Source organism: Gordonia sp. DT101, from assembly GCF_049844895.1.
Lineage (GTDB): Bacteria > Actinomycetota > Actinomycetes > Mycobacteriales > Mycobacteriaceae > Gordonia.
The window spans coordinates 234,727-260,992 of sequence record NZ_JBNCLX010000003.1; the positions used below are offsets into that span (position 1 = coordinate 234,727).

Annotated in this window: 21 protein-coding genes; 10 read left to right on the forward strand and 11 right to left on the reverse strand. The window is 67.5% G+C overall.

What is annotated here, in order from left to right; genetic code table 11:
- Positions 1 to 2 precede the first annotated feature (2 nt).
- The 4 genes from rpsI to eccCa form a co-directional block, all read right to left on the reverse strand.
- Positions 3 to 590 carry a 30S ribosomal protein S9 gene (gene rpsI / locus ACLQ3I_RS12405; protein ID WP_425788282.1) on the reverse strand — a complete coding sequence of 196 codons (588 nt, stop codon included), beginning with the start codon at positions 588 to 590 and terminating at the stop codon, positions 3 to 5.
- On the reverse strand, positions 587 to 1,030 hold the full coding sequence (gene rplM / locus ACLQ3I_RS12410; RefSeq protein ID WP_425788284.1) for a 50S ribosomal protein L13: 444 nt from the start codon (positions 1,028 to 1,030) through the stop codon (positions 587 to 589). Before rplM ends, rpsI begins: the two co-directional genes overlap by 4 nt.
- Positions 1,031 to 1,206: 176 nt before the next feature.
- Entirely contained in the window at positions 1,207 to 2,517 is a 1,311-nt protein-coding gene (locus tag ACLQ3I_RS12415; RefSeq protein ID WP_425802208.1) for a type VII secretion-associated protein, read from the reverse strand.
- A 4-nt stretch (positions 2,518 to 2,521) separates the two neighbouring features.
- Positions 2,522 to 6,604, reverse strand: coding sequence for a type VII secretion protein EccCa (gene eccCa, locus ACLQ3I_RS12420; RefSeq protein WP_425788288.1), 4,083 nt, complete (start codon positions 6,602 to 6,604; stop codon positions 2,522 to 2,524).
- 115 nt (positions 6,605 to 6,719) lie between these two features.
- Between eccCa and eccD the strand changes: the two genes are divergently transcribed.
- Positions 6,720 to 8,270 (forward strand): type VII secretion integral membrane protein EccD, encoded by a 1,551-nt coding sequence (gene eccD, locus ACLQ3I_RS12425; RefSeq protein WP_425802210.1) that lies wholly within the window; start codon positions 6,720 to 6,722, stop codon positions 8,268 to 8,270.
- A gap of 130 nt (positions 8,271 to 8,400) precedes the next feature.
- A complete protein-coding gene (gene mycP, locus ACLQ3I_RS12430) occupies positions 8,401 to 9,711 on the forward strand; it encodes a type VII secretion-associated serine protease mycosin (RefSeq protein WP_425802807.1) in 1,311 nt (436 codons plus the stop codon).
- A 32-nt stretch (positions 9,712 to 9,743) separates the two neighbouring features.
- Here mycP and ACLQ3I_RS12435 read toward each other — a convergent pair whose 3' ends face one another.
- Positions 9,744 to 10,697, reverse strand: a complete 954-nt coding sequence (locus ACLQ3I_RS12435) for a 4-hydroxy-3-methylbut-2-enyl diphosphate reductase (protein ID WP_425788292.1) — start codon at positions 10,695 to 10,697, stop codon at positions 9,744 to 9,746.
- A gap of 104 nt (positions 10,698 to 10,801) precedes the next feature.
- Here ACLQ3I_RS12435 and ACLQ3I_RS12440 point away from each other — a divergent pair, with 104 nt between their 5' ends.
- From ACLQ3I_RS12440 to ACLQ3I_RS12450, 3 genes are read left to right on the forward strand one after another with little or no spacing between them, the layout of a single operon-like run.
- Positions 10,802 to 11,659, forward strand: coding sequence for a lipid droplet-associated protein (locus tag ACLQ3I_RS12440; protein WP_425802213.1), 858 nt, complete (start codon positions 10,802 to 10,804; stop codon positions 11,657 to 11,659).
- Positions 11,656 to 12,912, forward strand: a complete 1,257-nt coding sequence (gene xseA / locus ACLQ3I_RS12445; RefSeq protein WP_425788296.1) for an exodeoxyribonuclease VII large subunit — start codon at positions 11,656 to 11,658, stop codon at positions 12,910 to 12,912. Before ACLQ3I_RS12440 ends, xseA begins: the two co-directional genes overlap by 4 nt.
- Complete coding sequence (locus tag ACLQ3I_RS12450; RefSeq protein ID WP_425788297.1) at positions 12,909 to 13,169, forward strand: exodeoxyribonuclease VII small subunit; 261 nt, start codon at positions 12,909 to 12,911, stop codon at positions 13,167 to 13,169. Before xseA ends, ACLQ3I_RS12450 begins: the two co-directional genes overlap by 4 nt.
- Positions 13,170 to 13,209: 40 nt before the next feature.
- On the opposite strand, the gene ACLQ3I_RS12455 is transcribed toward ACLQ3I_RS12450, so the two are convergent.
- Positions 13,210 to 13,776: a DUF4245 domain-containing protein gene (locus ACLQ3I_RS12455; RefSeq protein ID WP_425788299.1), complete on the reverse strand. Its 567-nt coding sequence runs from the start codon at positions 13,774 to 13,776 to the stop codon at positions 13,210 to 13,212.
- A gap of 103 nt (positions 13,777 to 13,879) precedes the next feature.
- On the opposite strand from ACLQ3I_RS12455, the gene ACLQ3I_RS12460 reads away from it, so the two are divergent.
- From ACLQ3I_RS12460 to ACLQ3I_RS12480, 5 genes are all read left to right on the forward strand, one after another.
- Positions 13,880 to 15,367 carry an ABC transporter permease subunit gene (locus tag ACLQ3I_RS12460; protein WP_425788301.1) on the forward strand — a complete coding sequence of 496 codons (1,488 nt, stop codon included), beginning with the start codon at positions 13,880 to 13,882 and terminating at the stop codon, positions 15,365 to 15,367.
- Positions 15,364 to 16,155: an amino acid ABC transporter ATP-binding protein gene (locus ACLQ3I_RS12465; protein ID WP_425788303.1), complete on the forward strand. Its 792-nt coding sequence runs from the start codon at positions 15,364 to 15,366 to the stop codon at positions 16,153 to 16,155. The genes ACLQ3I_RS12460 and ACLQ3I_RS12465 overlap by 4 nt, the downstream gene beginning before the upstream one ends.
- An 85-nt stretch (positions 16,156 to 16,240) precedes the next feature.
- Positions 16,241 to 17,233: a class II fructose-bisphosphatase gene (gene glpX, locus ACLQ3I_RS12470; RefSeq protein ID WP_164307001.1), complete on the forward strand. Its 993-nt coding sequence runs from the start codon at positions 16,241 to 16,243 to the stop codon at positions 17,231 to 17,233.
- Between the two features lie 79 nt (positions 17,234 to 17,312).
- Positions 17,313 to 18,713 (forward strand): class II fumarate hydratase, encoded by a 1,401-nt coding sequence (locus ACLQ3I_RS12475; protein WP_425788305.1) that lies wholly within the window; start codon positions 17,313 to 17,315, stop codon positions 18,711 to 18,713.
- Between the two features lie 217 nt (positions 18,714 to 18,930).
- A complete protein-coding gene (locus tag ACLQ3I_RS12480) occupies positions 18,931 to 19,623 on the forward strand; it encodes a PIG-L deacetylase family protein (RefSeq protein ID WP_425802215.1) in 693 nt (230 codons plus the stop codon).
- A 37-nt stretch (positions 19,624 to 19,660) separates the two neighbouring features.
- On the opposite strand, the gene ACLQ3I_RS12485 is transcribed toward ACLQ3I_RS12480, so the two are convergent.
- The 5 genes from ACLQ3I_RS12485 to ACLQ3I_RS12505 form a co-directional block, all read right to left on the reverse strand.
- On the reverse strand, positions 19,661 to 20,647 hold the full coding sequence (locus ACLQ3I_RS12485; RefSeq protein WP_425802217.1) for a L,D-transpeptidase family protein: 987 nt from the start codon (positions 20,645 to 20,647) through the stop codon (positions 19,661 to 19,663).
- Positions 20,648 to 21,143: 496 nt separating this feature from the next.
- The gene (locus ACLQ3I_RS12490) at positions 21,144 to 22,445 is read right to left on the reverse strand and encodes a PhoH family protein (RefSeq protein WP_425788311.1); all 1,302 of its coding nucleotides are present in this window, start codon (positions 22,443 to 22,445) and stop codon (positions 21,144 to 21,146) included.
- A gap of 303 nt (positions 22,446 to 22,748) precedes the next feature.
- Positions 22,749 to 23,621, reverse strand: a complete 873-nt coding sequence (locus ACLQ3I_RS12495) for an acyl-ACP desaturase (RefSeq protein WP_425788313.1) — start codon at positions 23,619 to 23,621, stop codon at positions 22,749 to 22,751.
- Positions 23,622 to 23,679: 58 nt separating this feature from the next.
- Positions 23,680 to 24,957 carry a serine hydroxymethyltransferase gene (gene glyA / locus ACLQ3I_RS12500; RefSeq protein WP_425802810.1) on the reverse strand — a complete coding sequence of 426 codons (1,278 nt, stop codon included), beginning with the start codon at positions 24,955 to 24,957 and terminating at the stop codon, positions 23,680 to 23,682.
- 41 nt (positions 24,958 to 24,998) lie between these two features.
- A complete protein-coding gene (locus ACLQ3I_RS12505; RefSeq protein ID WP_425802219.1) occupies positions 24,999 to 26,237 on the reverse strand; it encodes a DUF885 domain-containing protein in 1,239 nt (412 codons plus the stop codon).
- Positions 26,238 to 26,266 lie beyond the last annotated feature (29 nt).

Sequence of the window (26,266 nt, forward strand, 5' to 3'; positions counted from 1 at the left end):
GATCAGCGCTTGGAGTACTGCGACGCCTTACGGGCCTTCTTCAGGCCGTACTTCTTGCGCTCCACCGCACGCGGGTCACGGGTGAGGAAGCCGGCCTTCTTGAGGGCGGGACGATCATCCGGGGTGACCTCGATCAGCGCGCGGGCAATACCCAGACGCAGCGCGCCGGCCTGGCCCGAGGGACCGCCGCCGACGAGCTTGGCGAAGATGTCGAACGACTCGGTGCGCTCGACGGTGACCAGCGGGGCCTTGATCAGCTGCTGGTGCACCTTGTTGGGGAAGTACTCCTCCAGGGTGCGGCCGTTGAGCTGGAACTGACCTGACCCCGGGACGAGACGCACGCGCACGATGGCTTCCTTGCGGCGGCCGACGGTCTGGATCGGACGGTCGATGACGACCGGCTCACGCGAGTCGGCCGGTGCGGCCTCGACGTCGGTGTCGTAGTCGTCGGACGCGGTTTCGACCGACTCGACGGCCTGCTCGACAGCGGTCTCCGCGGCAGCGGTGTCGTCACCGGCGGCAGCCTGGACCTCTTCGGCGTTCTCCACGGCAGCTTCGACGGCCGGGTCGTTGATGTTCTCGTTCGTCACTGGGCCACCTGCTTGATCTCGAAGGGCACGGGCCGCTGAGCCGCGTGGGGATGGTTCGGGCCGGCATAGACCTTCAGCTTGGACGCCATGGCGTTACCGAGCTTGGTGTGCGGCAGCATGCCCTTGATGGCCTTCTCGACCACGCGCTCGGGGTGGCTCTCGAGCAGTTCGGCAGTGGTCTGGACCGTGAGCCCACCCGGATGTCCGGAGTGGCGGTAGTTCAGCTTGCGCTCGGCTTTGTTGCTGGTCATCGCGACCTTTTCGGCGTTGATGATGATGACGAAGTCGCCGCCATCGGCGTGGGGCGCATAGGTCGGCTTGTGCTTGCCGCGGAGCAGGTTCGCGCTCTGCACGGCGAGACGGCCGAGCACCACGTCGGTGGCATCGATGACATGCCACGCGTGCGTGATGTCACCGGCCTTCGGGGTGTAGGTGGGCACAGTTGTCCTCGACTCTTTGTCGTTGGGTGCTGGTCAGGCGAATGGCAGAGTTTGCTCCCGGCGACCAGTGGGGACCCGGGCCTCGACTATCTCCTCCGGTTCCCCGGCGAGGAGATGCCACGCACCAGCGATCCAGACTACGCGAAGCCCCTGATCAGGGTCAAAACGCGGAGCGATCACTGCGGCGCGATCCGCACCGACGACACCGCATGAGCGCATTCGGCGTCGACCGACTCCCCGGCCGTACCCGCCTGGCATCCGACCGACACCTGCAGTCCGTGCTCGACGAGCACGTACCAGCGGATCGCGCTGCCCGACGCGGGCGCCTCGCGGTAGCTGATCACGTCGCGGCCCATGAAACGGGTGATGGCCGAGAACTCGGTCACCACATCGTCGCCACGCTGGCGGATCCGGTTGCCGAGACTGGTCGCCACCGATGCCAGGGTCGAGTCGGTCCGCACGTCGCTCTGGACCACCAGAATCCGGCGACCGTCGGCACGATCGGCGAACACCGAGCGCGAGGGCTCGTCCGTTCCCCCATCGTCGGGTCGTCGTCCCAGCTCGCTGCGCCGCCAGTCGGCGGGGACGTCGATGGTGGTACGTCCGAGTGCCACCGTCTGCTCGACGGGCGGCCCCTCGGGGCCGCGTTGGAGAAAGCCGACCACACCGGCCACCAACGCCACCGCCACCGCGGTCACCCCCGCGGCGACGATCCACCGCCCGGTACGGCTGCGCGTCGGCCCCGGTGCATCCTGCGCGGGCCGTTCGACCGCACCGATCAGGCGATCGGTGCCCTCGGGCCGGCCGGTTCGCCATCCGTAGCGTCGGATCAGTTGCCGATCGACCGCCACCACCCGCCCGGCCAGCGCGTGCGTGGCGACGACGTCGATGGCCCGGGCCACCTCCGCGGGGTCAGCCCCGTCGACGAAGACCGCCTCGACCGAGTCGTCGACGATGGCCTCCGTGCGGGCGGGCATATCGTCGGACTCCGGTTCGAGGACGTCCGCGGCCTCGATCTCCCATCCGGCCGATGTGCGGCGCAGCCGGGCGACATCCCAGCGCGCACTCCTCGGCCGGGCCGGATCCACCGGCACGCCGGGAAAATGGGTCGTCTCGACGACTGCGCACCGTTGCATCGCCCCGTCGGAGTGGCTCCGCGCGATGAGCACCGCCCGAGGAACGAGGGTGACCGCTGCGCCGATGTCCTCGGTCGCGCGGTCGAGCACCGACGAACGCACACGTCCCCAGGTGCTGGGATACCCGACCACCATCGGCAGCGGACCGTCGGGGCCCGCCTCGGGCAGGTGCAGATCTCGCAATACGGCCTGCCACGCCTGGTGACCGTATCGGCGGGTACCCGCGACCATCACCGTCGGCGCGTCGACCGCCTCCAGCAAACCGGTCACGTCCGCCGATCGCCCACCCGAGACCGACACCTGACCGAACGCGAGGTCGACCACTGTCGGTCGCAGCGCGGTGTGTGGCACCCGATCAGGCCTCGGGCTCGACGTAGCCGACCTGGATCATCTCCTGCGGCCGCGTCCGCGACACCAACTCACCGCGCCCCGGGATCAGTTGCTGCATGCGAACGCGACCGGTGATGTACCCCTCGTCGCGGTCGCCGCTCATCAGGAGCATGTCGCAGGAGAGGTCCTTGAGTCGTCCGATCAACGGGTCGAACATCGCCCGCCCGAGGCCGCCCGAGCGCCGGGCCAGGACGATGTGGAAGCCGATGTCGCGGGCCTGGGCCGCGAGGTCGACCAGCGGCAACAGCGGGTTACCCGAAGCCGTCGCGACCAGGTCGTAGTCGTCGATGACCAGGTAGACGTCCGGGCCGGTGTAGTAGGAACGGTCGCGCAGCTGCTGCGGGGTCACGTCTTCGGGCGGCAGCCGGTCGGTGAGGATCTGCGCCAACTGCTGCATCATCGGGATCGCCTTGTTCGCCGAACTGGCGTAGCCGCCCAGGTGATCACCGTCGATGATGCCGAGCATCGTGCGCCGGTAGTCGATGAACACGACCTTGACCTGGTCGGGAGTCGAGTCGCGCACCAGGCCGTGCACGATGTTGCGCAACAACGTGGTCTTGCCGTGCTCCACATCCGCGAACACCATGAAATGGGGCTGTGTGCCGAAATCGAGAACCACCGGCGCGAGTTCGAGTTCGCCGACACCGACCGCGACCTGGTTGGCGCCCAACGCAATACCCTTCGCCACCACCAGGTCGTCGACCTCGCGCTGAGCGATCTCCACGCCGAGCTTGCGGACGGCCATCGCCGCCCGGCCGCCGTAACCGCCGGCAAGCCGGTCGATCGCGAACTGCACCCCGGCCGGGAGGGATTCGGCCGCGCTGACACCGTCCAGGCGTGGTAGCGCGATGAGCATGTGCAGCTCTTCGGGGGTCAGGCCCCGACCGGGCCGGCCGTGCGGGACCAGCGCGGCAGCGCGGCGCCCCATCTCCGAATCCATCGCATCGCCGAGCTTCAACTCGATCCGACTGCCCATCAGGTCCTTGACCGCGGGCCGCACCTCGGCCCATCGCGAGGCAGTCACGATGACATGCACGCCGTATGAGAGACCCTGCGCGACGATCGCGTTGATCGGCTCCTCGAGGAAGTCGAGTTCGTTGCGGAGCACACCGACGCCGTCGAGCACCAGGAAGACGTCGCCGTGCCGGTCCGAAGCCAGCGGATCGGCGGGATCTATTCCGCCGCCGGCGAACCACTCCCGACGCCGCGCGCGGTAGTCGCGCATGGATTCGATCCCGAGCCGGGCGAACAGCAGTTCGCGGCTGCGCACGATCGCACTCACCTCGGCAACTGTGCGTCGCACCGCGTCCATGTCACCCCGCGAGGCGACCGAACCGACGTGCGGGAGGCCGACGATGCTCGCGAGACTGCCGCCCCCGAAGTCCAGGCAGTAGAACTGCACCTGTTCGGGGGTGTGGGTGGCCGCGGCCGACATGATCATGGTGCGCAGGGCGGTCGACTTACCGGATTGCGGGCCACCGACGACCGCGACATTGCCTGCCGCACCGGACAGATCGAGGATGTGGACGTCGCGTCGCTGATCGTAGGGTCGATCGACCTCACCGACCGCGATGCGCAGATCGCCGACATCTGCGGGTATCGACCAGTCCCGACGCCCGACCAGCCCGTCGACGGTCGGCGACTGATCGAGCGGCGGCAGCCAGACCTCGTGTGCGGCAGGCCCGTGCCCGGCCATCCGCGTCACGAGGGTGTCCAGCAGGGTGGGCACCGACGCCGCGGCCGGATCGTCGTAGACCGGGATGTCGGTGTCCGGTGGCGGTTCTTCGTCCAGGAGCGCCTGCGCCTGGTCCAGCACCGAAGAACTCGCCGCGCCCGTGTCCAGCGGCACCGGCAAGGCGGTGAAGACCTTCATCCGGCCGCGCGGTCCGGTGTACGCCGGACCTTCGTCGATCACACCGTCAGGCGCCATCGGCGAGAAATAGGGACCGGACACATACGACGTATTGAAGCGAACCGGCTCGGCCGAATCGCATTTCAGGTAGGCCGAGCCCGGGACGCTGGGCAGGTGGTAGGCGTCAGGGACGCCGAGAACCGAGCGGGATTCGTTGGCGGAGAAGGTCTTCAGCCCGATCCGGTAGGACAGATGACTGTCGAGGCCGCGAAGCTTGCCCTCTTCGAGCCGCTGCGACGCCAGGAGCAGATGGATCTGCAACGATCGCCCGAGCCGTCCGATGGCGACGAACAGTTCGGCGAAATCCGGCTTCTGCGCAAGCAATTCGGAGAATTCGTCCACGACGATGAACAAGGCGGGCAATGGCTCGAGCCGAACGCCCGATGCGCGGGCCCGCTCGTAGTCACTCACGTTGGCGAAGTTGCCCGCCGCCCGCAACAGTTCCTGCCGGCGATTCATCTCGCCGGACAGCGCATCCTTCATCCGGTCGACCATCGAGAGTTCCTGCTCGAGGTTCGTGATGATCGCCGCGACGTGGGGTGCCGACTCCAGCCCCAGGAAGGTCGCACCACCCTTGAAGTCCACCAGCACGAGATTGAGCTCGGTCGGCGAATGAGTGGCGAGCATGGCCAGCACGAGGGTGCGCAGGAACTCGGACTTGCCCGATCCGGTGGCGCCGATACACAGCCCGTGCGGACCCATCCCGCCGTGCGCACTCTCCTTGATGTCGAGGTCGACGGGGGTGCCGCTCGGGGTGTAACCGATCGGCACCCGGAGGCGATCCCGTCCGGTACGTCCGCGCCAGTACACCGCCGGGTCGAACCGGGCCGCATCGGTGATGCCGAGCAGAGCGGGCAGACCTGGATCGCTCGAGGTCGCCTCGGACTCCAGGTTCGCCAGCGCCGCGGCTGTGGCCAGGCGGTACCGCGCCATCCGCCGCGCCAGCGTCTCGGCCTCGGGGATCGTGAGCGAGTCCATGTCGGCGAACTCCTCGACACCGAAGGCGCTGCGAGCAGCGACCTTGCGGTTGCGGACCACCAACTGCAGGCCGCGACGGGCGGCGAGCCCGTCCGGCGGGGCCGTCAGGTCGAGGACCGTCACGCCCTCCATGCCGGCGTCGTTGATCAGCCGTTCGTCGCCCGCGACATGGCCGTCGTCGAGCACCACGACGAGATGCGTCCGCCCGGGCGTCGGCGGGGCCGAACGACTGAAGCGACCCCGTTCGAGCAGATCGGCCGCCATCGAGTTCTCGAAGTCGGCCAGAGTCGGGTAGATCATCCGCATGGCACCGATACCGTCACGCAGCGTCGGGTGACCGACGTGCGGAAGCCATTTCGCCCAATCCCAGGCCTCGCCCGCGGGGTCTCCGGTGATGACCGCGACCTGCAGATGGTCGGGGCCGTGGAACGCACACAGTTCGACCACCATGGCGCGCACGAGATCTCGGGTCTCCTGTCGGGCACCTTCGATGTTCACCGCCGGAAAACCGCGCAGTGAGATCGCCGTCGGGAGCCGGTGCACCACGGAGTGGGTCCGGACGAAACGACGCAGGGCGACCATCGACACGGGCTCGATGTCCTCGAGCGGCCCGGTCTCCGGGGGCATCAGGCGCGTGGCGAGCCGCTGTGAGCCCACCCCCACCCGGACATGGGCGAAATCGCTGTCGGTCGGTCGCCGCTCCCACATCCGGCGGCCGCCCACGATGTCGAGCAGGGCGACCGGGTCGGGATGACTCCAGGTGAGTGCCGCGCGCTGAGCTTCCACGGTCTCGAGGACCTGGCCGCGTGTCTGACCGAGGTAACGGAAGTAGTCCTTGCGTTCCTCGTTCAGTTCGGCGGCACGTTTGCCGCCGCCCCGCCCGCCCGCGGCGAACATGCCGAACATCGACATCAGCATCATCAACGGGAACATCATGAACAGCGGGTTGGACAGGATGTTGCGGCCACCGGTCGCGAACATCATCGCGACCATGCCGACGACCGCGACCACCATGACCACGGGAAGCATCTTGGTGAGCATGTTGCCCGGGACCACCCGCGGCACGTCGGGCGGCGGCGCGATGTTCAGTTCCCCACCCGGTGTACGGGGAGGCGTGATCCGGGGACGCCGGACGAACCCCTCCGTTGTTGCCACCACTCGATCTCCCCCCGACCGACTCCGCGACCCCGAGTTCGTCCGCGGGGGCCGCGCTGCTACACAATTGACGCAGTTCGCTATGTTAACCGCGAACACGGCGGGGAGGATCCACCAGATGTCGACTCTGGATTCGCGAGGGATGACGACACCCTCGCCGGCGATGGGGCCGGCCGGCGGCGCACGAGGTGGTGCGCACACCGGCGCAGGTATCGAGCCCGAATTGGTCAGGGTGTCGGTGCTGGGCGGGAACACGCAGTTGGACGTGGCTCTACCTGCAGCGTTGCCCATTGCTGCGCTGATTCCCGACCTGGTTGCCCAGGTCGACTCGCGCAACCCGACGCGCCGCGACACCGACGATCCGGACAGTGCGGACGGGCGGCCGTATGACCGTCAGAACCGCTGGACTCTGGGCCTGGTCGGCCAGGAACAGATCGCCCCGAACCGGTCGCTGTCGGAGTCCGGGATACGCGACGGCGACCTGCTGGTTCTCCGCTCCACCCGCACGGGCGACTCGCCGGCGTTGTTCGACGATGTCGTCGACGCCGTCGCTCGTTTGAATGAATCTCACTTCGCGAGTTGGTCGCCGCGGTCCGCCCGATACGTCGGTTACGTCGTCGCCGTCGCGGCCGCCATCGCCGCGGCCGTCGCGCTGGGCGCCCACCGCTGGACCAGCGGCGCCCTGTGGATCGCCGGGCTGAGCGGCCTCGCCGCCGTCGGACTGCTGACCGCGGGCACGATCGTCGCGCGTCATTACCGCGACGAGGCGAGCTCCGCCGTCCTCGTCTCATCGGCCATGCCGCTCGTCTTCGTCACCGGCATGCTCCTCACCCCGGGACGGTTCGGGTCCGCGCACCTGACACTGGGCTGCGCGGTTACCCTCGTCGCCGCCGTTCTCTCCTACCGGCTCACCGCGGTCGGGCCGGCCGTGCACAGCGCGATCACCACCGCTGCCCTCCTCGTCGGATTCGGTTGTGGCGCAGAAGTCTTGATTGACACGACGGTGCCGGACACTGCGGCGGTACTGGCCGCCGTCGGCCTCCTCGTGATCGCTCTGGCACCGCGCGCCACCATCATGCTGGCGAAACTGCCGCTCCCCCCGGTCCCCACCGCGGGAGCGGCGATAGACGCCGAGGACATCGAGCCGAAGCCTGCGATCGACGGGATCGGTGCGATCGGAGCAATGGCATTGCCGAAAGCGGACGCCCTCGAGCGCCGGTCCTTTGTGGCCAACGCGTATCTGACCGGCATCGTCGCCGGGACCGCGCTCGTCACCGGCGTGTCGGCAGTCCTCGCGGCGGCACCGCTCTCGGGGTTCGAGCCCAAGTCGGCGGCCTACGCCGCGATCATCGCGCTGGTGCTGTGCCTGCGCGGCAGGTCGCACAGCGATCTGGCGCAGGCCGCTTTCCTGATCGCGTGCGGGTCGCTCGCCCTGATCGCCCTGGTCACAGGCCTCGCATTCGGGGCGGGCAATTGGCCGATCATCGCGTTCGCGGTGGCATTGCTGATGGTGGTCGCCGCTTTCGTCCTGGGTGTGGTCGCGCCGAACCAGGAGTTCTCACCGGTCATGCGGCGCACCGCCGAGATCATCGAGTACCTGCTCGTCGCGGTCATCGTGCCTCTCCTGCTGTGGATTCTCGACCTGTACCGGATCGTCCGGGAGATCTGACGTGCGTCGGCTGGGTCGTTCGGCCCGATCCCGGTGCCGGCACCATCCGGCCCGCCGACTCCACGCAGGTGCGGCGCTGATCGCGACTCTCACGGTGATCGCCGTGTTCGGGGGCGGCCCTGCCGCTGCGATGACTCCCCCGAAGATCGATCCCGGAGCCCTGGTGCGTTCCGCGCCGACGGCGCCGCCCGAGGCGACCGAACAACGCACTCTCTGCGCGAGACCGTTGGCGACTGGCCGTCACGACAATTCCAAACCCACTGCCGCGCAATCGATGATGAATCTCCCGGAGGCGTGGCGGTTCAGCCGGGGCCGCGGGCAGAAGGTCGCCGTCATCGACACCGGGATCACCCCGCACCCGCGTCTGGGTCACGTGCAGGCGGGCGGCGACTACGTGTCGTCGGGCAACGGGCTGGTCGACTGCGACGCGCACGGCACGCTGGTAGCGGGCATCATCGCCGCCGCGCCGAGCCGCACTGATGCGTTCGCCGGCGTCGCGCCCGACGCCTCACTGATCTCGATCCGGCAGTCGAGCGGTGCGTACTCCGCAAAGGACCGCAGGTCCGACGACTCGGACCCCACCGTCGGTTCCGGGTACGGGTCCGTCCGCACGCTTGCCAACGCGGTGGTGCGGGCCGTCGACCTCGGAGCCACCGTCATCAACATCTCCGAGGTCGCGTGTGCTTCCGCCGGATCCCGGCTCAACGACAGGTCACTCGGCGTCGCGGTCAAGTACGCATATGACCGCAACGTCGTCGTGGTCGTCGCGGCCGGCAACTTGTCGCAGAACTCCGGATGTCAGCACCAGAACCCGGCACCGGCAGGCGGCGACACCGACGGCTGGGGATCGGTGTCCACCATCGCCAGTCCCGCCTGGTTCTCGCCGTATGTGCTGGCCGTCGGCTCGGTCGATGCCGGTACCGGCGCGCCGAGCGGATTCAGCCTGCACGGTCCTTGGGTGAGCGTGGCGGCACCGGGCACCGACATCGTCAGCCTCGACAGCACCCGCGGATCGTCGAGACTCGTCGATGCGCAGCAGGGACAGGACGGGCCGATCCCGATCGCGGGCACGAGTTTCGCGACCCCGTACGTGGCGGGTGCGGTCGCGCTGGTGCGGGCCCGGTTCCCCCGACTTCGTCCGGCCGAGGTCATGGCGCGCATCACGCGGACCGCCCACGCCCCCGGCACTGGGCGCGACACCGAGATCGGATATGGGGTCATCGATCCGGTGGCGGCCCTGACCAGCGAGATCCCGGACGGCCTGCCGAATCCGACCGAAGCGAGGGCGATTGCCGTGCCGAGCCCGCAGACTCCCGTCGATCACACCGCCCGCAACGTCGCGCTCATCGGTGCCGGGCTCTGTGCTGCGGTGATCGCGGTGGTGCTGGCGGTGGCGCTGCCGCATCGGCGGGTGCGGCGCCTCGACCCAGACGAGTACTAGGCGAGTACTGGACGATCACGTCCGCGTTCGGCTCACTTCGCCGTGCGCGCGGGTCGCAGTTCGCGCGGCAACGCGAAGGTCAGCGTCTCGTTCGCGGTGTTGACGGTGTCCACCGAGTCGTATCCGTGCTCGGCGAGGAGATCGAGGACGCCGCGTACGAGGACCTCGGGCACGGACGCACCAGAGGTGACACCGACAGTCGTCACGCCCGCCAACCAGGAGACGTCGATGTCGCGCGCATAGTCGACGAGGTACGACGCGGCCGCCCCGTTCTGCAGAGCCACCTCCACCAGGCGCTGGGAGTTCGACGAGTTCTGCGAACCGACCACGATCACGAGATCGCATTTCGGCGCCATCGCCTTCACCGCGACCTGTCGATTCTGCGTGGCGTAACAGATGTCGTCGCTCGGCGGGTCCTCGAGCAGCGGGAACTTCTCGCGCAGCCGTTTGACGGTCTCCATCGTCTCGTCCACCGAGAGCGTCGTCTGCGACAACCAGATGACCTTCGATTCGTCGCGCACCTCGACGTCGTCGACGTGATCCGGACCGTCCACGAGCTGGATGTGCTCGGGGGCCTCGCCCGCGGTGCCCTCTACCTCTTCGTGACCCTCGTGGCCGATGAGGAGGATGTCGTAGTCGTCGCGGGCGAACCGTTTGGCCTCCTGGTGCACCTTGGTGACCAGGGGGCAGGTGGCATCGATCGTCTTCAGGCTGCGCTCGGCTGCGGTCCGATGAACCTCCGGCGACACGCCATGCGCCGAGAACACGACGATCGCACCTTCGGGCACCTCATCGGTCTCGCCGACGAACACTGCCCCGCGGTCGGTCAATGTCTCGACGACATGGCGGTTGTGCACGATCTCCTTGCGGACGAACACGGGGGCACCGTGCTTGTCGAGAGCGCGCTCCACGGTCTCGACGGCACGATCCACCCCGGCGCAGTAGCCGCGTGGTTCGGCCAACAGGACACGCTTGCGATCAACCATGCCGTCCAGCCTACGGGCTGTCGCCGCCCGTCTGCGCCCGGCGCAGGATCGGCCCGGCATGTCCTGGGGTGGATCAGTACCCCGTCGGATGGCAGAGTGTGGTCATGGTTCGCGCACCGTATCCGGCCCGCATCGCCGCCGGTCTCGTCGTCACCGCGATCGAGGAGACCCGAAAGCTGCCCGCTCTCGTGATCACCCTGCCGATGACAGCGGTCAGCCAGACGTTGCAGGCAGGAATGCGGGTACAGCAGAACATCGCCGAGCTCGCCATCAAGGGCGACCTCGCGCTCGAGACGCTGTTCGAGAAGCCCTCCGACCAGCCCGAGTGGGCGCGGTTCGACGACGATGACGACGCCATCGACGCCGAGGCCGCCCGGACCCCCATCGAGAGCCGGGAGAGCGACGGCGCCCCGGTCACTCCTGTGTCCGAAAACACATCAACCGGCCTCGGGGCGTCCGACGCCGCGGACCCACCCGCCCACCCGGCATCGGCCGAGAAGTCGCCCGCGAAGAAGTCGCCGGCCAAGAGGCCTGCGGCGAAGAAGGCCGCGGCGAAGACGTCTGCGGCCACGAACTCCGCGTCGAAGTCGGCGGGCACCGAGCAGGGCTCGACCCCTGACCGACGCACGGCCTCCGATGACGCGCCCGGCGCCGACCCCGCGGCCGGTCGATTCGCTCTCTACAGCGCTCCCCCCGAGGGAGTTGTGAACGCGGACGGTGACAAGAACAACGCGACCAAGACCGCACCGACGTTCGACGGCCCGGTCCCCGAGATCGTCGAGTACATCGAATACGACAACCTGACCCTCGCCCAGCTGCGCGCCAAACTGCGCACCGTCGGGATCGACGAACTCGAGCAGCTCGCGGCATACGAGAAGGCGACCAGGGCGCGCGCACCGTTCGTCACCATGATCGACAATCGCATCGCCTCGCAGAACAGCAAGCGGCAACAGACCACGTGACCTCAGACCAGGCGACATCGGGTGCGCAGTCGTCGAACTCCGCCGAACACCCATGGCCGGTACGGACCGTCAACACCAAGATCGCCGACTGGATTCACCGGCTGGGGCAGATCTGGGTCGAGGGTCAGGTGACGCAGATCAACCGCCGGCCCGGCACCCGGGTCGCCTTTCTCACCCTGCGCGACCCGGCCGCCGACATCTCGATCTCGGTGACCTGCAGCCCGGATCTGCTCATGCGGACCGAGGTTCCGCTCACCGAGGGAAGTCACGTGGTGGTACTCGGTCGGCCGACGTACTTCACCGGTCGCGGCACCGTGTCGCTCCGGGTCACCGACATCCGGCCGGTCGGCGTGGGCGAACTCCTGCTCAGGATCGAACGCCTGCGACAGCTGCTGGCCGCGGAGGGCCTGTTCGACAGTCGCCTCAAGCGGCCCCTCCCATTCTTGCCCAGGGCGGTCGGCCTGATCAGCGGCCGGTCCAGCGCCGCCCAGCGGGACGTCGTGGCGGTGGCGGGCAATCGCTGGCCCGCGGTGCGTTTCGAGGTGCGCGATGCGCCGGTCCAGGGGCCAACCGCGGTGCCGCGGATCCTCGGCCATCTCGCCGATCTCGACGCCGATCCCGACGTCGAGGTCATCATCATCGCCCGAGGGGGTGGAAGCGTCGAAGACCTCCTCCCCTTCTCCGATGAGGCCCTGCTGCGAGCGGTGTCCGCCTGCCGCACCCCGGTGATCAGCGCGATCGGCCACGAACCCGATGCCCCGTTGCTGGACCTGGTCGCCGACCTGCGCGCAGCGACCCCGACAGATGCCGCCAAGCGCGTCGTACCGGATGTCGCGGCGGAGCTGGCCGGTGTCGCGGAGATGCGGCGGCGCAGCGCACATGCCCTGCGCAATTGGGTGCGGCGGGAGGCGCATGTCGTCGACGGGCTCCGTGCCCGACCGGTGCTGGCCCGGCCTTTCACCATGATCGACGCCCACGCCGAGCAGATCGACCGGATGCGGCGCGACATCCGCCGCGATGTCCGGCGACACGTCGATGCCGAGGACCGTCGCCGCGAACATCTGTCGGCCCGGTTGGGCACACTGGGCCCCGCACAGACACTCGCCCGCGGATATGCCGTGGTGCAACGTACCGACGTCGATCCGGCCCATGTGGTGAGCGCCGTCGCCGACCTGCCCAGTGGTGCCCGGCTGCGCATTCGGGTGGCCGACGGTGCCGCAACGGCAAGCGTGACCGAAGGAGACAAAGCGTGAACGGGGATGCGGACCAAGAGAATCCGGAACTCGAGGAAGAGGACTGGACCCCGGTCGAGGAACTCGGTTACGAAGAGGCTCGCGACGAACTCGTCGATGTGGTGGCCACCCTCGAACACGGGGGCCTGGATCTCGACGCCTCACTCGCGCTCTGGGAGCGCGGGGAGGCACTGGCCGCACGTTGCGAGGAACACCTGGCCGGCGCCCGGGACCGGATCGAGTCCGCCCTGGCCGAGGGCGATGACGACGACGACTGACCTACCGACCGGCTGCGGCCGACCGGGTACGACGTCGAGGTCAGGCCCCGCTCGGTAGTGGTTGCTGTGCGAGCACGGCGGTGGCGATCTCGGCCATGTCGTCCTCGGGGCCCCGGGACAGGACGGCGATCCGGACGTCCCCGAGATCGGTGATCCAGAACTTCTTCTCGTCCGATGTCGAGTACGTGACCCATTCTCGGCCGCCGACCTGCCGGGTACCTGTCCCCAGCGCTTCCCCGCCACCGAGGTGGACGACCAGGTCCTCCTCTGTGGCGTCGGTCTGGCTGAGCTGCACGTACGCCCCCACGTCGGAGATCCATCCGACGTTGCTCACCCGGGTTCCGCCCACCGCCTGGGTCGATCCAGAGTTCGGCTTCCAGCCGTCCGGCGTGGCCGGCTCACGGATCGGGAAGGGGAGATCGCGGGCATCTGCCTGCAGGGCGGCCGACATGTCGAAAGCGGGCGTCTTGTCGTCGGACGCCTGACCCGAGAGCCCGACCGAGCAATTGCCCGACGCAATCGCGACGATCGCGCAGATGATCAGCAGCGGGATCAACGACCAGATCATGTCCTTGCTGCTGTGCAGGATGCGGGGTTTGGCGGCCATGGAACGAGTATCCCAAGGTCCATCGCGTGACCCGACGGCGCCCATCCCACCGGGAGGGGCGCAGACCCTGTTCAACGGGCGCGCGAGCCTGTTGAGTGGTCCCATGGGACGCCTCAGACGCTCGGTGCCCGCCCTGTGCCTCGTGATGCTGCTCGTCGTCGCGGTATCCGGCTGTGGGGGCAATTCGTCGACGGGCATCGAGGGCATCCGCGACTCCGGAGTCCTGCGAGTGGGCACCGAGGGCACATACTCGCCGTTCAGCTACCACGATCCGACGACCGGCCGGCTCTCCGGTTACGACGTCGACGTCGCGAACGCAGTCGCCGAGAAACTCGGCGTACGCGCAGAGTTCGTCGAGACACCTTGGGACTCGATCTTCGCGGCGTTGGGCGCCGACCGATTCGACGTGGTCGCCAACCAGGTGACGATCACACCGGAGCGCCAGGCGAAATACGATCTGTCCGAACCCTATTCGGTCGGCGAAGGGGTGATCGTCACCCGCGCCGACGACTCCTCCATCCGGTCGCTCGCCGACCTGAGCGGCAAGGTCACCGCCCAGTCCTCCACCAGCAACTGGGCCCAGGTCGCCCGGGACGCGGGGGCCCGGGTCGAGTCCGTCGAGGGATTCACGCAGGCGATCAAGCTGCTGAACCAGGGCCGCGTGCAGGCCACGGTGAACGACAGCATCGCGGTTTACGCGTATCTGGCCGAGACCGGCGACACCAGCGTCAAGATCTCCGCGAAGACCGGCGACACCAGCGAGCAGGCTTTCGCCGCACGCAAGGACAGCCGGATCGTCGGCGACATCAACAAGGCTCTGGACGAACTCAAAGCCGATGGAACCCTCAGCCGGATCTCGCAGAAGTACCTGAAGGCCGACGCGAGTGGCGCCCCGGCGGCCGCATCCGCGGGCAAGGAGGCCGCGTCCCGCAGCACCTGGCAGCTGATCACCGACAATCTGTGGCCGATGGCTCGGGCCACCATCACCATGACCATCCCGCTGGCCGCGATCAGCTTCGTGATCGGCCTGGTCATCGCGCTGGCGGTGGCGCTGGCCAGGCTCTCCACGAAGAACGCGGTCTCGTGGATCGCGCGCGCGTACATCTCCGTGATCCGCGGAACGCCACTGCTCGTCCAGTTGTTCATCATCTTCTATGCCCTGCCGGAACTCGGGGTGAGCGTGCCACCGTTCCCGGCCGCGGTGGTCGCGTTCTCGCTGAACGTCGGCGGCTATGCCGCCGAGATCATCCGCAGCGCGATCCTGTCCGTACCGAAGGGACAGACCGAGGCGGCCCAGACCATCGGTATGGACTACGCGACCACGCTGCGCCGCATTGTGTTGCCCCAGGCCGCCCGCAACGCCGTGCCGGGTCTGTCGAACACGTTGATCTCGCTCGTGAAGGACACCTCGCTGGCCTCGACCATCCTGGTGACCGAACTGCTCCGGGTCGCCCAGATCGCGGCCGCGCCCACCTTCGAGTTCTTCGCCCTCTACACCACGGCGGCGGTCTACTACTGGATCGTCTGCGTCGTGTTGTCCGGTCTCCAGGGCCGGCTCGAGAATCATCTGGGAAGGTTCGTGACGACATGACCGACAACCCCATCGTCCCGTCCCCGACAACCGGCGACGGCACCCTGATCGACGTCGACGGCCTCCGGAAATCCTTCGGCGACAACGAGGTACTCAAGGATGTCGACTTCTCGGTCCCGGCCGGGAGTGTGACCGTGATCCTGGGCCCGTCCGGCTCCGGCAAGACCACCATCCTGCGGTCCCTCAACGCGCTCGACCGGCCCGATTCCGGGATCATCCGCGTTGCGGACGTCACCATCGACTTCGGCGGCACGTACGGCAAGGCCGACATCGCCCGATATCGCCGGCAGAGCGCGATGGTCTTCCAGAACCACAATCTCTTCCCGCACAAGACGGTGCTGGAGAACGTCATCGAGGGTCCGGTCATCGTTCAGAAGCGTCCGCGCGCCGATGCGGTGGCCGATGCGGAACGGCTCCTCGCCGACGTCGGCCTGACCGACAAACGAGATGATCACCCCGACCAACTGTCGGGAGGCCAGCAACAGCGCGTCGGCATCGTCAGGGCGCTCGCACTGCAACCCAAGGTCATGCTCTTCGACGAACCGACGTCTGCGCTCGATCCCGAACTCGTCGGTGATGTGCTGACGGTCCTCAAGGATCTCGCGGCGCGGGGGTGGACGATGGTGGTGGTCACCCACGAGATCCGGTTCGCCCGGCAGGTCGCCGATCAGGTCATCTTCGTCGACGACGGCGTGGTGCGCGAGCGCGGAACCGCCGAGCAGGTCATCGATGAGCCGGCTCAGGACCGGACGCGGCAATTTCTGCGCCGACTGCTCGATCCGCTCTGACCCGGCTGACCAAACGCTCGGTGTGACATGCAAGGATGAGAGCCACCTGCCGCATTGTCATCGCTGCCACGCCGAGGAGTCCGACATGTCCCCGTCCCCACAGGCCCCCGATCGCAACCTGGCCATGGAGTTGGTCCGAGTCACCGAGGCGGCGGCCCTCGCGGCCGGCCGATGGGTCGGTCGTGGTGACAAGAACAGTGGCGACGGAGCTGCGGTCGACGCGATGCGCGAACTCCTGTCGACCGTGTCGATGCGTGGCGTCGTGGTGATCGGCGAGGGCGAGAAGGACGAGGCGCCGATGCTCTACAACGGCGAAGAGGTCGGTGACGGCGACGGCCCGGACTGCGACGTGGCAGTCGATCCCATCGACGGGACCACGTTGATGGCCGAGGGCCGCCCGAACTCCATCGCGGTCATCGCGGTCAGTGAGCGCGGCACCATGTACGACCCGTCCGCGGTCTTCTACATGGACAAGATCGCCGTCGGCCCGGAGGCCAAGGGCGCCATCAACATCAATGAGTCCGTCAGCTGGAACATCAACTCGGTCGCCAAGGCCAAGGGCATCGATGTCGCGGACCTCACCGTCATCGTCCTCGACCGTCCGCGTCATGCCGACCTGATCGGTGAGATCCGCCAGGCAGGCGCCAAGATCCGTCTCATCTCCGACGGCGACGTCGCCGGTGCGGTGGCCGCGGCCGACGACTACTCCACCGTGGACATGCTGATGGGCGTCGGCGGTACCCCCGAGGGCATCATCACCGCCGTCGCGATGAAATGCATGGGCGGCGAGATCCAGGGCAAACTCTGGCCGCGCAACGACGAGGAACGTCAGAAGGCGATCGACGCGGGCCACGACCTGGACCGCGTCCTGACCAACGACATCCTGGTCCGTGGCGAGAACTCCTTCTTCTGCGCGACGGGGGTGACCAACGGGGACATGCTCCGCGGCGTCACCTACCGCCCCAACGGCGCCACCACGCGCTCGCTGGTGATGCGCTCCAAGTCGGGCACTATCCGCCGTATCGAGTCGGTCCACCAGCCGTCCAAGTTGCGCGAGTACGCCCGCCTCGATCTCTGACCGAGATCTACGCGTAGGACTTGCGAAAGTCTCTGCAGCCCACCCTTTCCCGAGAGCACACGAGGATGGTTGTCTTCACATGACCGAACAGCAGTACCGCATCGAGCACGACACCATGGGCGAGGTCCAGGTCCCCATCGACGCACTCTGGCGCGCCCAGACGCAGCGGGCCGTGGAGAACTTCCCGATCAGTCACCGCCCGCTCGAACGGACCCAGATCCGGGCGATGGGTCTGCTCAAGGCGGCCTGCGCGCAGGTCAACAAGGACCTCGGCCTGCTCGACGCCGAGAAGGCCGACGCGATCGTCGCCGCGGCCAAGGAGATCGCCGACGGACAGCACGACGATCAGTTCCCGATCGACGTCTTCCAGACCGGCTCGGGTACCAGTTCCAACATGAACGCCAATGAGGTCATCGCCTCCATCGCCAAGGCCAACGGCGTCGAGATCCACCCCAACGACCACGTCAACATGTCGCAGTCGTCGAATGACACCTTCCCCACCGCGACTCACGTGGCCGCCACCGAGGCCGCGGTCACCGATCTCGTCCCTGCGCTCGACCACCTGCGACTCGCCCTGTTGGACAAGGCGACCCAGTGGCGCGACGTGGTGAAGAGCGGCCGCACCCACCTGATGGACGCCGTCCCGGTGACCCTGGGCCAGGAGTTCAACGGCTACGCACGCCAGATCGAGGCCGGCATCGAGCGCGTCACCGCCACGCTCCCCCGCGTCGGCGAACTGCCCATCGGCGGGACCGCGGTCGGCACCGGCCTGAACGCTCCCGACGGTTTCGGCACCAAGGTCGTCGCGGAGCTCCGTTCGCTGACCGATGTCGAGGCGCTCTCACTGGCGAAGGACAACTTCGAGGCGCAGGCCGCACGGGACGGACTCGTCGAACTGTCCGGTCAGCTGAAGACCATCGCGGTCTCACTCACCAAGATCGCCAACGACATCCGCTGGATGGGATCGGGACCGCTGACCGGCCTCGGCGAGATCCACCTGCCCGACCTGCAGCCCGGATCATCGATCATGCCGGGCAAGGTCAATCCGGTTCTGCCGGAGGCCGTCACGCAGGTCGCGGCGCAGGTCATCGGCAACGACGCCGCGGTCACCTGGGGGGGCGGCAACGGCGCGTTCGAGCTGAACGTCTACATCCCGATGATGGCGCGCAACGTGCTCGAGTCGCTGAAGCTGCTGGCCAACGTGTCCCGCCTGTTCGCGGACCGCTGCATCGTCGGCCTGGACGCCGACGAGGAGCGGCTGCGCACCCTCGCCGAGAGTTCGCCGTCCATCGTGACCCCGCTGAACAGTGCGATCGGCTACGAGGAGGCCGCCGCGGTTGCCAAGCAGGCGCTCAAGGAGGGCAAGACGATTCGCCAGACGGTGATCGATCGAGGGCTCATCGGTGAAAAGCTGTCCGAGGCCGAACTCGACAAGCGCCTCGACGTGCTCAAGATGGCGAACCTCGACCGCGAGCGCTGAGCCACCACCCCGATCCGGCACACCTCCCAAGCGCCGAGCGGGTACAGAAATCCGTCGATCGTGCACAGATCTTCGCCGACCGTGCGCGCACTTGGTCGGCCGCGCACGCTCGACGGATCGGTGTGCACGCTCGACGGAATTCTGTACCCGCTCGGCGGAACGGTCACATACCCCGACACGCCACCAACACGTCGTATCCGCGCGTAGCTTCGTCAACATGACGACTCAGCTGCGCCCGTTCCCGGTCGACTGGCAGACCGCGCTCGTCCTTGTCGCACACCCCGACGACCCGGAGTACGGGATGGCGCCCGCGGTCGCGCGTTGGACCGCAGAGGGCCGGCACATCGTCTACGCGCTCGCGTCCAGCGGGGAGGCGGGCATCGAGGGGATGGATCCAGCCGAGGCAGGCCCGGCCCGGGAGGCCGAGCAGCGGGCGTCCGCAGCGGTCGTGGGTGTCGACGAGGTGGAGTTCTGGGGATTTCCCGACAGTGCGATCCGCAACACCCCGGAACTGCGTACCCAGATCCAGAAGACGATCACGCGGGTGACGCCCGACCTGATCCTCTCCCTCTACGGCGGCCCGGAATGGGCTCCGGGACAACCCAATCAGTCTGATCACATGGAGTTCGCCGCCGCCGTCATCCAGGCCTACGATGCCCTCGACCCGATCACCCGTCCCCGGCGGCTCTTCGAGAACGGCCCGAGCGCGACCCATGCCGTCGACGTCACCGATCAGATCGAAGTGGCGGTGAACTCCCTTGCCGCCCACGCGAAGTACCTGTCGGTGCTGGACCCGGCGACGCCGGTCGTCGTGCAGGCCCGCCGCCAGATCGACATGGTGACCGCACCGCGCGACGACTTCGACAATCTGCGCGCCGCCTGTTTCGAACTGAAGCGGGGACCGGAGTGATGAATCACCACCGGTCCCCGACCTCAGGAGTGAAGAACTAACTACCGGAGGTTGTCCCGAACAGGGACGGCACCAGGCTGGTCAACTGACCGAGCAGCTGGGTCAGCTCATCGGCACCGGGCATCGCCGGCGAATCGGCGTTCGGTGTGGTCGAGTTGGGTCTCGTCGAATTGGGTGTGGTCGAGTTGGGTGCGCTCGATTGCGGTGCGGTCGAACTCGACGGGGGCCCACTCTGATTGACGCCGATGGAGATCTTGGGATGCTTCGCCGGGTCGAGCCACACCAAGACCTTGCGCATGAGCTCCTTGTCGATCGCCACGCATCCCTGTGTCGGCTGATTGTTGGTGACGTGCAGGAACATCGCCGATGCCTTACCGGGTGTGCGCTGCGGATTGTGCGCGATGTTGACCGCGTAGTCGTAGACCGGCCCGGAATCGTAGAGATTCTCGCTGTCCCCACCGGGGCTCTTCGCCTGCCGGACCATCGTGTTGTACGTGGGCGACTTCATGTTCGAGTCCCACCAGTCCTGGCGGTCGACCTTCTTGTACGGCATCTTGGTACCGGGGTTCGCCAGACGTCCGAAGGCCTGATCGAGACCGAAGGTGCCCTCCGGGGTGCGAGGGACGTTGTCCTTGGGCTCCCCCATACCGAGTGAGCCGAGAAATGCCTTCGTCGGACCGATGACGGGTTTCCAGGACCCGTCGGTACCCCGCTCGAAACCCGTCAGTGTGGCGCTGGCGTCGTTGGCCTTGGGAGCAGTCACGACGATCATCTGACGCGTGTCGGCCTCTGAACTGCTACCGCCGAGGTTTCCGGCAAGACTGTTCAGCAGGGTGTCGAGCAACGGGATGCCCGTCTCCGGGATCACCGGCGAGGCCGGTGCGGACGACTTCGGTGGCGTCGACGGCGACGTCGGGGTCATCTGAGTCGACGGGGTCGTTGTGCCCGGAGCGGCCAGGGCTGGGCCGGCACCTCCGGCGACGGCGGCGAGCACCGCAATCGCCAGTAGTCCCAATAACCTCATTCGCCTCATCAGTAACTTCAGCACCACATCAGTGTGCCAGTGCGCAAGTGTGCATGAGTCACGTGATGATCACGGTGCAATATAGATCGAATCACTACGACAAGGCCCCCGGGGACGACGGCGCCGGCCACCCACTCAGCAGATCACGGTGCCGACAGGTAGGTTCGACGCAGGTCGGGGACGTATGCCCCCGACCTTGCCACGAAAGGGGAATGCACCATGGGCTCATTCGACACCATCACCGCCCTGTGGGCGACGCTCGCGGAACTGATCGCCGCAGGCATCCCGCTCGGATCATCCTGAGCATCGCTGCCGCACCGGTAGGTGACCGGTGCGGCAGCGCCGGGGCGATGGTCACCGTCGCCGTCGCATCGGACACCGCAGAGACCGATCGCCGAGCTCACAACGATCCACCCCACCTGCGCGACACCTCCGCCGAAGCGGAGATGATCAGCCCAGATGGGGTGGATGTTGCGATCGATGGCCTGCCGGGGGGTCAGTCGGCCCCGGGCGCGAACTCCTCCAACATCTCGGTCACCAGCGCCGCTATCGGCGAACGCTCGCTACGGGTCAGCGTCACGTGTGCGAACAGTGGATGGCCCTTCAACTTCTCGATGACCGCCGCGACACCGTCATGGCGGCCGACTCGCAGGTTGTCGCGCTGCGCGACGTCGTGCGTGAGCACCACGCGCGAGCCTGCGCCCAGCCGGGACAGCACGGTCAGCAGTACGTTGCGCTCGAGTGACTGCGCCTCGTCGACGATCACGAACGAATCGTGCAACGACCGCCCACGAATGTGCGTGAGAGGCAGGACCTCGAGCATGCCCCGACTGAGCACCTCCTCGATCACCTCGGGCGACGCGAGTCCCTCCAACGTGTCGAAGACTGCCTGCGCCCAGGGGCCCATCTTCTCCGACTCACTGCCCGGAAGATAGCCGAGCTGTTGTCCGCCAACCGCATACAGCGGCCGGAATACGACGACCTTGCGCTGCGTGCGGCGCTCCAGCACCGCTTCGAGACCTGCGCACAATGCCAGCGCCGACTTACCGGTGCCCGCCTTGCCGCCCAATGAGATGATGCCGACACTGTCGTCGAGCAGGAGATCGAGCGCGACGCGCTGTTCTGCGGACCGACCGTGCAGACCGAAGGCCTCCCGATCGCCGCGCACCAGCTGCACCCGTTTGTCCGCGTTCACCCGGCCGAGCGCGCTCGACCCGTTGCCGAGGATACGAATACCGGTGTGGCACGGCAGTTCTCGCGCCTCGTCGATATCCACCACACCCTCCGAGTACAGGGTGTCGACGACGGTGGTGTCCACGTCGAGTTCCGTCATCCCCGACCAGCCGGAGACCACGACGTCCTGGGCGTGATATTCGTCGGCCGCGAGGCCCACGGCACCCGCCTTGACCCGCAGCGGGGTGTCCTTGGACACCAGGGTCACGTCCTTGCCTTCCGCCCGCAGATTCAGCGCGCAGGCGAGGATTCGGGAATCGTTGGTCTCGGTACGGAAGCCGGCGGGCAACACCGCAGGGTCGGTGTGGTTGAGCTCCACCTGAAGCGTGCCGCCCTCGTCTCCGATGGGTAGCGGAAGGTCGAGACGGCCGTGCTCGAGACGGAGGTCGTCGAGCATCCGCAACGATTCCCGCGCGAACCAACCGAGTTCGTGATGGTGGCGTTTGCCCTCGAGCTCACCGATGACCACCAGCGGCAGGACCACGTGGTGTTCGGCGAAGCGCAAGACCGCCCAGGGATCGGACAGCAGCACGGAGGTGTCGAGGACGTAGGTCCGAGTGGTCACGTAGGGCTCCTACGTTTGTGCGGCGCCCGCACAAACCGGTTGCGACGACCGGCTGGTTCTTGCCCGTCTCGGCTGGTCAGCCGAGGTGGACGAGGACCGGGGCCGGCCCCCTCGCGTTGCTGGTACACACCACGAATCGAACCTCCCGGACGAACCGCTTCCCCGCGGCCCGTCACTGGTCAACGTACGCCGACACACCCCTCTCGGCGCGTCCGAAAGGGGTGTGTCGGCGTGAATTATGCGTTAACGGGAATTGCCCGGTGATGCACCTGCAGGCAACCGGACAGAGCGGCGCGGGACCGTTCAGCCCGCGGCGCCGGCCATCGCCAGAATGCGCTGACGTGCGGCCTCGGCATCGTCGGTGAGCTCGTGGAGGTTGTCCAGCTTGAGCTGGTCGACCAGAGTCGCGGCGATCGCGGCGCGTGTGGTGTCGTCCTCGTAACCGGCGATCAGGGCACGCTCGTCATCGAAGTCGACGACGTCGGAGCCGAGTGGCTCGATGTCCGTCAGTGCGCGATCCAGTGCTCGGACGGTGGCTTCCTGATCCGCGACGAGCCCGGCGTTCAGGAATGCCGCGAACGTCTTGGCCTGCAGGGCGTCGTCTCCGGCGATCTTTGCGAGGATCTGTTTGAAGGAGTCGTCGGTCGTCGCGACGGAAAGCTTTTCGACGAACGCGACACACTGGTTCTCGTGGACCGCCATCAGCGCGAGCACGTCCAGCGGGCCGATGCTGGTGACATCCTCGGTGTGCTGCCGATAGCCGGCGGTCACATGGATGCGACGCCGTTCCTCGGCGTCCACCGGATCGATCGCACGGGTGACCACCAGATAGTCACGCAGCACGATGGCATGCCGGTTGTCCTCGGCGGTCCACACGCCGACCAGCTGACGCCAGTCGGAGAACGCCGGGAAGTGGATCGCGAGAACGCGATGGTACGACGGCAGGTTGTCCTTGGTGAGGAGCAGTGCCAGCACAGCGGCCCGCGCCTCGTCGGACAGGGATGCCTGCGACGGATCCCAGTCGTCGCCGCCGAGAAAGGCGAAGTTGCGGCCCGACTCCCACGGCACCCAGTCATGCGGGTTCCACGGGTTGGCCGCCGCCTGGTGGTCCTCGGCGATCTCGGGAAGCGCCTTCTCCAGCGCGATGATCAGCTCGTCCTCGGTCAATGCGTTCATCGTCAGACAGGATAGGCACACCCGGTGCGGTAGGCCAATCCCGTCCTGCGCTCCGGGGTCAGACCCGGCTCATCAGACCCCACTCTTCGAGCCCGTCGTAGAGCGGGAAGTCGAGTGCGAGATGTGAGACGCGGCCACGCAGCGACGACACGTCAGCATCCTGGCCGGCCGCGAGCGCAGTGCCGATGATGTCCGCGACCTCGGTGAACTGTTCGTCACCGAAGCCTCGGGTCGCGAGCGCGGGCGTACCGATGCGCAGGCCCGAGGTGACCATCGGCGGACGCGGATCGAACGGCACCGCGTTGCGGTTCACCGTGATTCCGATCCGATGCAGCAGATCCTCGGCCTGCTGACCGTCGAGTTGACTGTTGCGCAGGTCCACCAGGACGAGATGGACGTCGGTGCCACCGGTCAGGACGGACACGCCCGCCTTCTCGACATCGGAGCCGGTGAGACGTTCGGCCAGCAGCTTCGCACCCGAGAGCGTGCGGCGCTGACGCTCGGCGAACTCCTCGGTCCCGGCGATCTTCAGAGCGACGGCCTTGCCCGCGATCGCGTGCATCAGCGGTCCGCCCTGCTGTCCGGGGAACACCGCCGAGTTGAGCTTCTTCGCCCAGTCCTGCTTCGCCAGGATCAACCCCGACCGCGGACCGCCGAGGGTCTTGTGGATGGTCGACGACACGACGTCGGAGTGCGGAACCGGCGACGGGTGCAGGCCCGCCGCGACCAGTCCCGCGAAGTGGGCCATGTCGGTCCACAGGTAAGCGCCCACCTCGTCGGCGATCGACCGGAACGCCTCGAAGTCGAGGGTCCGCGGGTAGGCGGACCAACCCGCGCAGATCACCTTCGGCCGGACGTCCAGCGCGATCTTGCGCACCTCGTCCATGTCGATCCGGAAGTCCTCTTTGCTGACCCCGTAGAAATGGTTCTCGTAGAGCTTGCCGGAGAAGTTCAACCGCATCCCGTGGGTCAGGTGACCGCCGTGGGCGAGATCGAGTCCCAGCAGCTTCTCACCGGGGTTCATCAGGGCCATCAGCACCGCGGCGTTCGCCTGTGCGCCCGAGTGCGGCTGAACGTTCGCGAAGTCGGCACCGAACAGTTCCTTGGCACGATCGCGCGCGATGTCCTCGACGACGTCGACGTACTCGCACCCGCCGTAATAGCGGCGGCCCGGGTATCCCTCCGCGTACTTGTTGGTGAGCACACTCCCCTGCGCCTGCAGGACCGCGCGCGGAACGAAGTTCTCCGAGGCGATCATCTCGAGCGTGTCGCGCTGGCGGCTCAGCTCGCCGTTCATCGCAGCGGCAACGTCCGGGTCGAGTTCGGCCAGGGACATCGAATTCAGGCTCATGGTCGACAAGTCTATGGGCCCCACGCTCAGGCTCCGAGTTCGGCTCTCAGCTGCGACGGGGTGAGCGGTTCGTCGAGTAGCCGGCCGAACCGGACGAGGCGGTCGTGATCGGGTACCGCATCGAGCCACGTACCCAGCAACCGGTAGCCCTCGACGTAGGTGGAGATGTAGGCCCGCCACAGCGGCGAGGTGAGGAATCGCAACATCTGACGGGCCCTCGCGGGTGGCGCGAGGAGCCATCGCTGCAGGAAGTCCGCCACCTCGTTCTGGTCAGCGTGCCGGTCGTGCAGGAGCAGTGCCGCATCCTGACGCACTCCGAGCAGACCGCTCGACGCGCGCGACATTCGCTGGGCTCGCTCACCGTCGAAACGCAGGCCCAGATCCGCGTAGATCTCCTGCGCCCACAGTCCCCAGTCCGGTCCGATCGCGGCGACGAGCGCATGGTCGGCGAGCCCCTCGGCCATCAGGCACTGCGGTGTGTTCACCAGGAAGATGCTCTGCTCCTCCTGTCCACCGCCGACCAGGAGTTCCTCCTTCCGGCAGTGCTCGGTGTGGTGACCCGGGTATGCCTCGTGCGCGATCAGGTGCGGCAGCGACGACATGTACTGCGTGAGATCGACATTGATCGCGACGCGGGAGTGGTAATCGCCGAGGTAGTAGTTGAAACCCGACCATGGTTTGTCGGTGACCACGTCGAACTCGACCAGCTCGCTGTCCGGGAGTCCGAACGCCGACCGCACACGCTCACGCAGTGCCCCGCTGAAGGCCCGCACGCAATCATCGACGCGATCGGCCGGGATCTCGTCGGAGCGCCGGTGTGCCGCATACGCGTCAGCGAGCGCACCGCCCGATGCGTCGGGCACACCGAGTTCGACCGCCATCGCGGCGTGCGCCTCGCGGTAGGTCTGCGGATCGCCCATCGTGATGTCGACATCGAAGTACGCACGGACCTCGTCGACGAAACCGATCTCCTCGCCTGCGAACTTTCGTGCCGAGCATTCGAGCGCCGACAGGTGTGCCCCGATGAAGTCGGCCCGGTCGGATGGCAGATCACCGGGCAGTTCGCGACGCAGACCACGCGCGCGGTCCGCGAGCGTCGACGGCTCAGGGGCCGGGCCGTTCGCCACGTCGGCCCGCAGCGCGGGGTTCCCGGTGTACGCGTCGACGAAACCTTCCTCGAGGCGGTCGAAGGCGAGTCCGAGACGCAGATACTCGGTCACCGGTGCGGGTGACGCGGCGGAACGAGCGGCAGATGACTGGGCCATGAACGGAGGCTACCGACCGGGCCGAAACA